At 72.6% G+C, this 9,976-nt stretch carries 10 protein-coding genes; 7 read left to right on the top strand and 3 right to left on the bottom strand.

Features of this window, described 5'->3' with window-relative positions; genetic code table 11:
* Positions 1 to 26: 26 nt before the first annotated feature.
* Together QC029_RS29745 and cdgB are read right to left on the bottom strand one after the other, a co-directional pair.
* Positions 27 to 1,013 carry a hypothetical protein gene (locus tag QC029_RS29745; RefSeq protein ID WP_279558952.1) on the bottom strand — a complete coding sequence of 329 codons (987 nt, stop codon included), beginning with the start codon at positions 1,011 to 1,013 and terminating at the stop codon, positions 27 to 29.
* Between the two features lie 115 nt (positions 1,014 to 1,128).
* Positions 1,129 to 2,793: a diguanylate cyclase CdgB gene (cdgB, locus tag QC029_RS29740; RefSeq protein ID WP_279558951.1), complete on the bottom strand. Its 1,665-nt coding sequence runs from the start codon at positions 2,791 to 2,793 to the stop codon at positions 1,129 to 1,131.
* 339 nt (positions 2,794 to 3,132) lie between these two features.
* Here cdgB and QC029_RS29735 point away from each other — a divergent pair, with 339 nt between their 5' ends.
* The 4 genes from QC029_RS29735 (at position 3,133) to QC029_RS29720 (ending at position 6,920) form a co-directional block, all read left to right on the top strand.
* A complete protein-coding gene (locus QC029_RS29735; protein WP_279558954.1) occupies positions 3,133 to 3,696 on the top strand; it encodes a flavin reductase family protein in 564 nt (187 codons plus the stop codon).
* 161 nt (positions 3,697 to 3,857) lie between these two features.
* Positions 3,858 to 4,307 (top strand): hypothetical protein, encoded by a 450-nt coding sequence (locus tag QC029_RS29730; RefSeq protein WP_279558950.1) that lies wholly within the window; start codon positions 3,858 to 3,860, stop codon positions 4,305 to 4,307.
* A gap of 9 nt (positions 4,308 to 4,316) precedes the next feature.
* Positions 4,317 to 5,675, top strand: a complete 1,359-nt coding sequence (locus QC029_RS29725) for a WXG100 family type VII secretion target (protein WP_279558949.1) — start codon at positions 4,317 to 4,319, stop codon at positions 5,673 to 5,675.
* 165 nt (positions 5,676 to 5,840) lie between these two features.
* Complete coding sequence (locus QC029_RS29720) at positions 5,841 to 6,920, top strand: S8 family serine peptidase (protein ID WP_279558948.1); 1,080 nt, start codon at positions 5,841 to 5,843, stop codon at positions 6,918 to 6,920.
* Between the two features lie 47 nt (positions 6,921 to 6,967).
* Here QC029_RS29720 and arfB read toward each other — a convergent pair whose 3' ends face one another.
* Positions 6,968 to 7,405 (bottom strand): alternative ribosome rescue aminoacyl-tRNA hydrolase ArfB, encoded by a 438-nt coding sequence (arfB, locus tag QC029_RS29715; protein WP_279558953.1) that lies wholly within the window; start codon positions 7,403 to 7,405, stop codon positions 6,968 to 6,970.
* A gap of 189 nt (positions 7,406 to 7,594) precedes the next feature.
* Here arfB and QC029_RS29710 point away from each other — a divergent pair, with 189 nt between their 5' ends.
* The 3 genes from QC029_RS29710 to QC029_RS29700 all read left to right on the top strand — a co-directional run bounded on the left by QC029_RS29710 (position 7,595) and on the right by QC029_RS29700 (position 9,943).
* Positions 7,595 to 8,170: a TerD family protein gene (locus QC029_RS29710; RefSeq protein ID WP_279558947.1), complete on the top strand. Its 576-nt coding sequence runs from the start codon at positions 7,595 to 7,597 to the stop codon at positions 8,168 to 8,170.
* Positions 8,171 to 8,296: 126 nt separating this feature from the next.
* The gene (locus tag QC029_RS29705) at positions 8,297 to 8,794 is read left to right on the top strand and encodes a hypothetical protein (RefSeq protein WP_279558946.1); all 498 of its coding nucleotides are present in this window, start codon (positions 8,297 to 8,299) and stop codon (positions 8,792 to 8,794) included.
* Positions 8,795 to 8,935: 141 nt separating this feature from the next.
* Complete coding sequence (locus tag QC029_RS29700) at positions 8,936 to 9,943, top strand: zinc-binding dehydrogenase (RefSeq protein ID WP_279558945.1); 1,008 nt, start codon at positions 8,936 to 8,938, stop codon at positions 9,941 to 9,943.
* The last annotated feature ends 33 nt before the right edge of the window (positions 9,944 to 9,976 follow it).

Raw genomic sequence — 9,976 nt, 5'->3', positions numbered from 1 at the left:
CCGGTCACACCGCCGACGGCGGCGCGTCAGCCGCCGACGTGGCCCTTCTTCAGCCAGAGCTGGTCGAGGACGAAGTCGCACTGGTTGCCCTGCTCGCAGGAGATCTTGACCGTGTTGGCGCCCTTGTCCAGGTCGATCCAGGCGTAGGTGCGGGTCCAGCCCTTGTCCCACTCGCCCTCGCCCGCCCCCGCGAAGTTCTTCATGTTCAGCGGCTGCTGGCGGGGCGCGCCGTTCACGGTGAGCGTGGAGTCGGCGTCCTTGCCCGGCACGCCGTAGCCGACGAACAGCGTGTACTTGCCGTCCTCGGGGACCTCGAAGAGCCAGGAGGCCGAGGCGCCGGGCTTGTTGAAGCCCGTGGCGTAGGCACCGCTCTTGGACCGGGCGCCCTGGATGGCCGTGTCCGTGGTCGCCTCGCCCTCCAGGCGGAGGCTGGTCGCGTCCTCCGAGGGGAGGACGGCCGGCGTCTTCCCGTCCTTGTCGGCGTTCTTGTCCTTGTCCCCGCCGTCCCCGCCGTCCGTGCCGTCCTCGCCGGTGTTCCCGTCGGCCCCGGCGGCTGCGGCCTGGGTGCCGCCGGTCTGGCCGGCGTTCGCGTCGTCGCCGTCGCTGAAGGCGATCGCGGCGCCCACGCCGAGCACCACGGCCGCGACCACCGCCAGGGCGCCGACCAGCAGGCCGTTGTGGTTGCGGCCGCGGCCCCGCCCGGCGGGACCGGCCGCGGCGGCCTCGCGCCGCGCGGCGGCACGGCCGCCGGGCACGGTCTCGGGTGCCGCGTAGTACGCGTTGGGCTGGTGCGCCTGCTGCTGGTGCTGCTGCGGCGGCGCCTGCTGCTGGGCCTGCTGGCCGCCGTAGCGGCGCTCGCCCACGGCGCGGACGTGGTTGTACGAGGTACGGGGAACGCCGGGCTGTGTCGCCGCCGCGCCTCCGCCCCCGCCCGTACCGCCCTCGGAGCGGTAGAGGTAGGCGAACGGGTCGTCGTTCTCCGGCGTGCCCGAGCCGTTGTTACCGGCGGTCATTCCGTGCGCTCCTCCATGACGGGTGCCTGCCCGGCGCAGCCTACCTCTTTCGGGCTAAAGGGTGTGGTGCCCTTGACCCCTGCGGCAGCGCCCCGCTCCGGGGCCCGCCCGTGCCTCATCCGGCCCGGCGGTGCGCCTTGGAGCGCGACCGCTTCTCGATGTACATCCGCTGGTCAGCCGAGTGCAGGACCTCCTCGGCGGACATCCCGCACCCCGCCCAGCCGATGCCGAAGCTGGCCCCCACCCGCACCGCGCGGCCCTCCACGCGGATGGGCGGGATGATCGCGTTGCGCAGCCGTACGGCCAGGTCAGCGGCGTCCGCGCGGCCCAGTCCGTCGGCCAGGACGACGAATTCGTCACCACCGAGCCGCGCGACGGTGTCATTGTCGCGAACACCACTCGAAAGACGTCGTGCGACCTCGATCAGCACCGCGTCGCCGCAGTGGTGGCCGAAGCGGTCGTTGATCGACTTGAAGCCGTCGAGGTCGCAGAAGAGGACCGCCAGCCCCTTCTCCGAGGGGTCGTCGCTCGCGGGCGGGACGGTGTGGACGTGGTAGTCGCAGCCGCCGGCCGGTTCCGGGAAGACGCTCCCGTAGCCGTCGGGGCCGAACCCGTCCGGGCCGAATCCGTCCGGCCCGAACCCGCCGCCGACCGCGCCGCCGCTGCCGCCCGGCCCCATCTGCGCCGCGTCGGGCACCGGGGCGGGCTTGTCGCACAGCCGGGCGCTGAGCCGGGCCCGCAGCTCGGCGCTGTTGGGCAGGCCGGTGAGCGAGTCGTGGCTGGCGCGGTGGGCGAGCTGGAGCTCGTGGCGCTTGCGCTCCTCGATGTCCTCGACGTGGGTGAGCAGGAAGCGCGGGCCGTCGGTGGCGTCGGCCACCACCGAGTTGCGCAGCGAGACCCACACGTAGGAGCCGTCGCGCCGCCTCAGCCGCAGTTCGGCCCGGCCGCCCTCGGCGGAGGTGCGCAGCAGCGTGGCCTGGTCCTCGGGGTGGACGAGGTCGGAGAAGCTGCAGCGCCGCAGCGCCGACGCCGGGCGGCCCAGCAGCCGGCACAGCGCGTCGTTGGTGCGCACCAGCCGCCCGTGCTGGTCACCGCCCAGCTCGGTGACGGCCATGCCGCTGGGCGCGTACTCGAACGCCTGCCGGAAGCTCTCCTCGCTCGCCCGCAGCGCCTGCTGCTCCCGCTCCAGGCGGACCAGGGCACGCTGCATGTTTGCGCGCAGCCGGGCGTTGCTGATCGCAATGCCCGCCTGAAAGGCGTACATCTGCAACGCTTCGCGCCCCCATGCGCCGGGGCGCCGCCCGTTGCGCGGTTTGTCGACGGAGATCACGCCGAGGAGGTCCCCGTCGGAGGAGTGCATCGGCGCCATGAGGAGGTCCATCGGATGCCACTCGTCGGCGTACCGGGGAGCGGGGCCGGCGGTGTGCCACTGCGGCACGTCGTCCTCCATCAGGACCCACGCCTCGGTGTACGGGATGAAGCGCAGATCGCCCCAGCGCTCCCCCATGGCCAGCCGGCGCTCCCAGGCCGCCCGCGAGCCCGTACGGCCCGCCATCATCGCCTCGGCGCCCTCGCTGCCTGCGACGGCGGCCACCACGAGGTCCCCGTCGGGCTTGACGAGGTTGACCGCCGCCAGCTCGAAGTCGAGCCCCTGCACGATGCCGTCGGCGACGATCTGCAGGGTGTCGGCCAGGCTGCGCGCGGTGTTGAGGTCCGCCATGGACTGGTGGAGCTTGCGCAGGGTGGCGAGGCGCACGTACGGCTCCGACTCGGCTTCCATCCGCCCTCCCCCCGAGACTCGAGCGAGCAACTCCAGATGATCCGGTTTTTGACTTTCCGCTGCCGCCAGGCCACTGAATCACAGCGAGCTGCCCAGTCGGTACACAGGGTCAACAATTGGCGCCCTGTGTGACTCATGTCACAACGGAGCGTGGGCGGGCGACTGCGGCGCGTGGGAGCGTTCCACCCTGCTCCACGCCCGTATCGAACGCAAATCCGGGCCCTGACCTGCGGATCGTTCAGCCAATGTACCTAGGTCCGGCCTGGTGCCGTGGACCGATGCGGACCCCGGGGAGCAGCGTCTAGCGTGCGAGGTGTGCACTCGACACCACGGCAGCAGATGTCCCAGAACGTCCCCACTCCGGCGTCGCACGGCAACCCCGGAGTCCCACATCCTGAAGGGGTGGGCGAGGAGGAGTTCCGCGCCGCACTGGCACGGCTGGCCGGTGGCGTGGTACTGGTGACGGCGCGCGACCCGGAGGACGGGCCGCGCGGCGAGGACGTGGGCATGACCGCGACCTCCTTCCTGTCCGTCTCCCTGGACCCGCCGCTGGTGCTGGTGAGCGTGCGCGAGGACTCCCGGATGGACGAGCTGCTGGAGCGGCAGCCGCTGTGGGCCGCGTCCCTGCTGGCCGAGGGCCAGCGGCGCATCGCGGGCCGCTTCTCCATGCGGGGCCGCATCAGCGACCGCCTGCTCTTCCAGGACATGCCCTGCACGCGCGGCGAGACCTCCGGCGCCCCCCTCGTCGACGGCGCGCTGGCGACGGTGGAGTGCCGCACGGAGCAGCGGGTGGGCGCGGGCGACCACACGCTGGTGATCGGCCGGGTGCTGGCCACGTCGCTGCCGGCCTCGGAGGGCGGCCCCCTGACGTACTTCCGCGGGCGCTACCGCCGCCTGGCCTAGGGACCGCCGCCCGGGCCGCCGGCCGCCTGCCCCGGGAGCGCCCGGCCCGGAGAACACACCCGCCGTCCACACCCCCGGCGGGCGGTACCGCGTCCTGACTACACTGCTGTGACACGACCTTGGCACAACGTGACGGCCAACCGGGGGACAGGGGGCGCGGCGTGACAGGCGGGCGTGACACGGGTGGGAGCGGCAAGGGCCTGGACTACCGGGCGGAGACGCTCACCGCGTTCAAGGGCCGCATCGACGAACTCCTGGGCGAGTTGGGGAAGTCCCCCGCCTCCCACCAGCGCATCGGCGAGCAGACCGTCGTCCCGGACGCGTACGGCACGGGCTTCAGCGCGGCGGAGGACCTGTCGGCCCTCTACGACAGGGTGCACACGCGGCTGGAGTCCCTCTCCCGGCTGTTCGGCGAGCAGTTGGAGGCGCTGGGGATCGCCACCCAGATCGTGGACAAGGGCTACGGGAACGTCGAGGCGGACCAGCGGGAGCGTTTCCAGGCCATCCAGACGCGGGTGGACGAGTACCGGCAGGAGACCTCGGAGAAGGGCAGGAACTCCGAGTCCGGCGGCACCAGGCAGTCCGTCGACGCGGGCACGGACTTCGACTAGGGGGCGGCAATGGCCACAGGAGAGTTCGAAGGCAAGTCGCTCCCCGCGCTCAACGCGATGGTCGCGAAGGCCGACCCCGGCCTGCTCACGTCGCGGGGCAACGCACTCGGCAAGGCCGGCTCCGACATGGACGGCATCGGCAGCGAACTGCGCGCGTACATCGACCGCGTGGAGTGGGAGGGCGAGGGCGGCGACGCCTTCCGCGAGTGGGGGCGGCAGTTCGCGCTGGAGGCGATGCGGTTCGGCGCGTACGTCCGTGCGCTGGGGCAGCACATGACGAACGCGGGCCAGGCCCTGACCGAGACCAAGGCCGCGATGCCGGAGTCCGAGGAGATGTGCTACGCCGACCCGGAGAAGGACAAGGCCCGCCGGGAACGCGAGGAGGAGAAGCGCCAGGAGGCGATCAACCAGCTCAACCGGTTGTCGTCGTACTACCGGACTGCCGGGGAGGGCATCCGGGCGGAGGAGGAGCCGGACTTCAAGCCGCTGCCCAACGGCAAGCAGCACGAGGGCTCTGGTACGGGCACATCGAGTACGGTTCCGGGCAGCGGCTCCGCGCCGAGCGCGGCTCCAAGGAGCGACTCGGGAGCTATCGCAGCACATCGGGAAGGGAGTGCCGCCTTCGACCGCCCCGGCATCGGCAGAGGCGGAACGGAGTTGCGCTCCTTCCCCGTCGACGACCCCTCCGCCCCCGTGTCCGAACGGCCCACGAATACGAGACTCGACTCTGTCGCCCCACTTCCCGTGGTTGAGCACCGGCCGCAGAGCACGGCGTCGGCCCCCCTCCAACAGTCCGTCGGGCCGTCTTCTCCTTCGGTACTGCCGGTGGCACCCATCGGACCGATTCAGCGGACCGGCCATGCGCCGCCCCATACTGCTGCCGGGGGCCGGCCGACCGTCGGTGGCGGCAGCGGTGGTACCCCGCCACGGGGCCCTGTCAGGGACGGGATCACAGGCGGTACGCCTCGCCAGACGGGCAGTCCCTCGTCCGGGGGCGGCGCCCCTCGCGGGCCCGTCGCCGGCGGTGACCGCGCCCCCATGGGGCGTCCCGCAGGCAGCTACCCAGGGGCCGTAGGTGGGGGAGCTCCCGCGAGCAGAGGCATGTTCCCGGGACGTCCCACGGCGTCATCGCCAAGTGGCCCGATGGGGGGCACACGTACGGGAAACGGCCGAGGAGGCACGAGTTTCACGCCGGGCGGTACCGGGCTCGTCCGGGGAGACACCACCCCGGGCACGGCAGGACGGCCGACCAGCACGAACCCGCCGCCGGAGAGTCGGCGGCGCGACCAGGACCGTCCCGACTACCTCGCCGAGGACGAGGAGACGTGGGCTGGACGGCGGGACGTGGTACCGCCGGTCATCGACTAACTCCGAGGAAGTGCACTGTCCATGCGCACCCACGCCCCCTCCCCGCCGAAGCGAGCGCTGCCCGTGGCGGCATTGCTGGCAGCCGTACTCATGTCTCTGGGGCTGCTCGCACCTCCCGCCGCCGCGGCGAATATCAGACCGGATCAGCAGTGGTATCTCAAGGCCATGAACACGCCGGAGCTGTGGAAGGTCAGCAAGGGCCGAGGCGTGACCGTCGCCGTCCTCGACACCGGCGTGAAGCCGCTCCCCGGGTTGGACGGCAGACTGCTCCCCGGTAAGAGCTTCACCTCGGACGGACCTGACCCTCACGAGGACACGGACGGCCATGGGACCGAGATGGCCGCTCTGATCGCCGGAACGGGAGCAGCGAACGGCCTACGAGGGCTGGCCCCCGAAGCGAAAATCCTCCCCGTACGAACAGGCGTCAAAGACGAGTTCGTCACCAGCTGGGACAAGACACTTGTCAACGCGATCCGGTACGCAGCCAGGAGCGACGCGAAGATCATCAACATTTCGCAGAGTGTGGGCAGCCTGGACGACGAAACCCATGCTGAACTACAGGCCGCGATCGACGAGGCCAACGAGCGCGGCAAGCTGGTCTTCGCCTCGGCGGGGAACGACGGCCGCCGGACCGAGAGGCACTACCCCGCATCGCTCCCGGGCGTCGTCGCCGTGGGGGCGGTGGACAGGACCGGCACGGTGGCCGACTTCTCCAACTACGGCCCTTACTTGGTGCTCTCCGCCCCCGGCGACCCGGGCGGCACGAGCGTCGCCTCCGCCGTCGCCTCCGCCTCCGCCGCGCTGATCTGGGCCGAGCACCCCGACTGGACCAACCACCAGGTGCTGCGGGTGATGATCGAGACGACGGGAATGTCACAGCGGGGCGAGGAGCCCAGCATGTACCTCGGGCACGGCATCGTCAGGCCCGCGCAGGTCCTCGTCGACGGCGACGGCGACCCCGGTCCGGCGGATGTGAGCCCGATCTTCTCCAAGTACTACGCGTCCCTCGAGGCGTCGAAGACCCCCTCCCCCGGCCCCGGGGCCGGAGAGCGGAAGAACGAGGACGCCTCTCCCGCCGGCTCCGGCGAGGAGGGCGAGAAGCGCGGGGAGCAGGCCGCCGCGCGGGAGGACGGCGACGGGCCGCCGTGGGCGGCCATCGGCGCCGGGGCCGCGGCGCTCGCCGCCGCCGCGACCGTCGCCGTCATCGCCGTCAGGCGGCGTGCGCGGGCCCAGCCCCGCTTCTGAGGTCTGTGGGCTGAGGTCTGTGGGCTGAAGGGGCGAGGGGCGGGGGGTCACCCCCAGTCACGGCCGGAGCGGCCGCGCTTGACGTCGGAGCGGTGCTTCTTGTTCCGCAGCCGCCGTTCGTTGATCCCGCGCGGGACCTTGCCCTTCCTGCGCGGGCGCGGCGGCGGCGCGGTCGCCTCCGCCAGCAGCGCGGCCATGCGTACGGCCGCGGTCTCGCGGTTGCGCCACTGGGAGCGGTGCTCGGCGGCCCGGACGACCAGCACCCCGTCCACCAGCCGCCCGGCCAGCCGCTCCAGCGCGCGCTCCTTCCACACCTCGGGCAGTGCCTCGGTACGCGCGAGGTCGAACATGAGTTCGACCCGACTGTCGCTGGTGTTGACGTGCTGGCCTCCGGGCCCGGACGAGCGCGAGAAACGCCAGCTCAGCTCGGCCTCCGGCAGGGAGACCGAGCCGCGGATGAGGTAGGGCCCGGACATGACACCCATGATCCCGCCCGCCGGGCCCGTCGTCACGGCGTTTTCCCGGCCTCCGCGCGTGGCGTACGGCACGGCGGACGGCGAAGAAGGTAAAGAAGGCAAAGAAACGTGGAACCCGGTCCCCCTCCGGCAGCGTTGGAGGGAGTAGGAAATGGACCAGTAAGGGCCAGCACGGAAACACCACAGAAGGGCATCCCCATGGCTGTAAGCCTGTCCAAGGGCGGCAACGTCTCGCTCACCAAGGAGGCCCCCGGCCTGACCGCCGTGACGGTCGGCCTCGGCTGGGACGTCCGTACGACCACCGGCACCGACTTCGACCTCGACGCCAGCGCCATCGCGGTCAACGCGAGCGGCCAGGTCTACTCGGACCAGCACTTCGTCTTCTTCAACAACAAGGCCACCCCGGACCAGGCGATCGTCCACACCGGTGACAACCGCACCGGTGAGGGCTCCGGTGACGACGAGCAGATCAACGTCAACCTCGCGGCGCTGCCCGCCGACATCGACAAGATCGTCTTCCCGGTCTCCATCTACGACGCCGAGAGCCGCAGCCAGAACTTCGGCCAGGTGCGCAACGCCTACATCCGCATCATCAACCAGGCAGGCGGCACCGAGATCGCCCGCTACGACCTGAGCGAGGACGCCGCCACCGAGACCGCCATGGTCTTCGGCGAGCTGTACCGCCACGGCGCGGAGTGGAAGTTCCGCGCGGTGGGCCAGGGCTACGCGGCGGGCCTCGCGGGCATCGCCAAGGACTTCGGCGTCAACGTCTGATCGCCCCGACGCCTCACGACGGCGCCCGGCACCGTGTGCGGTGCCGGGCGCCGTCCGCGTCCCGCCCGGTCGCCGGGCCGCCGCCCGGCGGGCGTACGGGCCGCCCGCCGTGCCACCATCGCTTCCGTGCTCGACATCGGCTACTCCCTCTCCCGCCGCTTCCCCGACCCGCCGCAGACCGACTACCGCTCGGCGGACGTCCGGGCGCTGCGGCACGACCTGTTCTGCGGTGACGTCTACCTCGCGGACACCGAGACGGACCGGGAGCTGTCCACCGCCCGCGGCACCGTGCCGGTGCTCGACTTCGCCTGGGCGCTGTGCGACATCGCCGAGCGCCTCGACCGCGACCCGCTCGGCAGCCGCGCCGCGAAGCCGCAGTACGCCGAGCTGGACTTCGTGGAGTCGGCCGACAGCCTGCGCTTCGAGCGCCGCTTCGGCTGGGTGGACGTCACCGCCGACTGGCTGCCCGCCGACGAGCCGCCGCTGACCGTCAACCACGGCGTGCTGCGCCGCGAGGCCCGCGACTTCCTGCACGACCTGATCGCCGACCTCACCGACATGCACGAGGGTCTGGGCGACAACCCCGTGGTCTGGGACCTCCAGGCCCGCTTCCCCAGGGTGTGAACCGACCCGGGGTGTGAACCGGCCCGGGGCGTGAACCGGCCCACGGCGTGGACGACCGCCTCCCCGGCGGCCTTGACCTCAAGTCCGCTTGAGGCCCGAGAGTGGTCACGCCAACCCGGCCACCACCCACGGGGAGAGACCATGCGCGCCATCCGTCTGCACGCCTTCGGACCCGCCGACAACCTCCGCCACGAGCGGGTGCCGGACCCCGAGCCCGGCCCCGGCCAGGTACGGATCGCCGTCGCGGCGGCCGGGGTGCACCTGGTCGACACCGCCCTGCGCGAAGGGCTCCGGCTCGGCCCGGTCCCCACGCCCGCCGAGCTGCCGACCATCCCCGGACGCGAGGTGGCCGGCACGGTCGACGCGCTCGGCGAGGGCGTCGAACCGGCGTGGCTGGGCCGCCGCGTCGCCGCCCACCTCGGCATGGCGCCCGGCGGGTACGCCGAGCTGGCCGTCACCGGCGTCGAGCGGCTGCACCCGCTGCCCCACGGGCTGAGCGAGGACCACGCCCTCGCCATGGTCGGCACCGGCCGCACCGCCATGGGCGTCCTCCGCTTCGCCGACCTCTCCCCCGCCGACACCGTGCTGGTCCTCGCCGCGGCCGGGGGCATCGGCTCGCTCCTCGTCCAGTACGCCCGGCACCGGGGCGCCACCGTCGTCGGCGCGGCGGGCGGCCCCGAGAAGGTGCGGGCGGTGGAGGGACTGGGCGCGGACCTCGCCGTCGACTACACCCGCGACGGCTGGGACGGCCGGATCCGCGAGAAGTTCGGCGACCGGCCGCTGACGTACGTCTTCGAGGGCGTCGGCGGCGACCTCGGCCGTACCGCCACCGCCCTCCTCGCCCCCGGCGGCTCCCACCTCTCCTACGGCTACGCCTCCGCCGGCTTCTCGCCCGGCGGGCAGACCGTGCTGACCGAGGAGGAGTGCGGGAGGCTGGGGATCACCTCGCGGTCGGTGCTGGGCAAGCCGATGTTCGACAAGGTCGGCGGCATGGGGAACCTGCGGGTGCTGGAGGAGGAGGCCGTGGCGCTGGCCGCCGCGGGCACCCTCGTCCCGCTCGTCCACCACTTCCCCCTGGCGGAGGCGGCCCGTGCCCACCGCGCGCTGGAGACGCGCGCCACGCTGGGCAAGGTCGTCCTCGTCCCCTGAACCCCGGCGCCGCGGTCCCCTGGACCCCGGCGC

Origin of the sequence: Streptomyces sp. DH37 (genome assembly GCF_029813835.1) — a bacterium.
GTDB lineage: Bacteria > Actinomycetota > Actinomycetes > Streptomycetales > Streptomycetaceae > Streptomyces.
The sequence above is the reverse complement of the archived record's forward strand: the minus strand, read 5'-3'. Positions and strand labels throughout refer to the sequence as shown.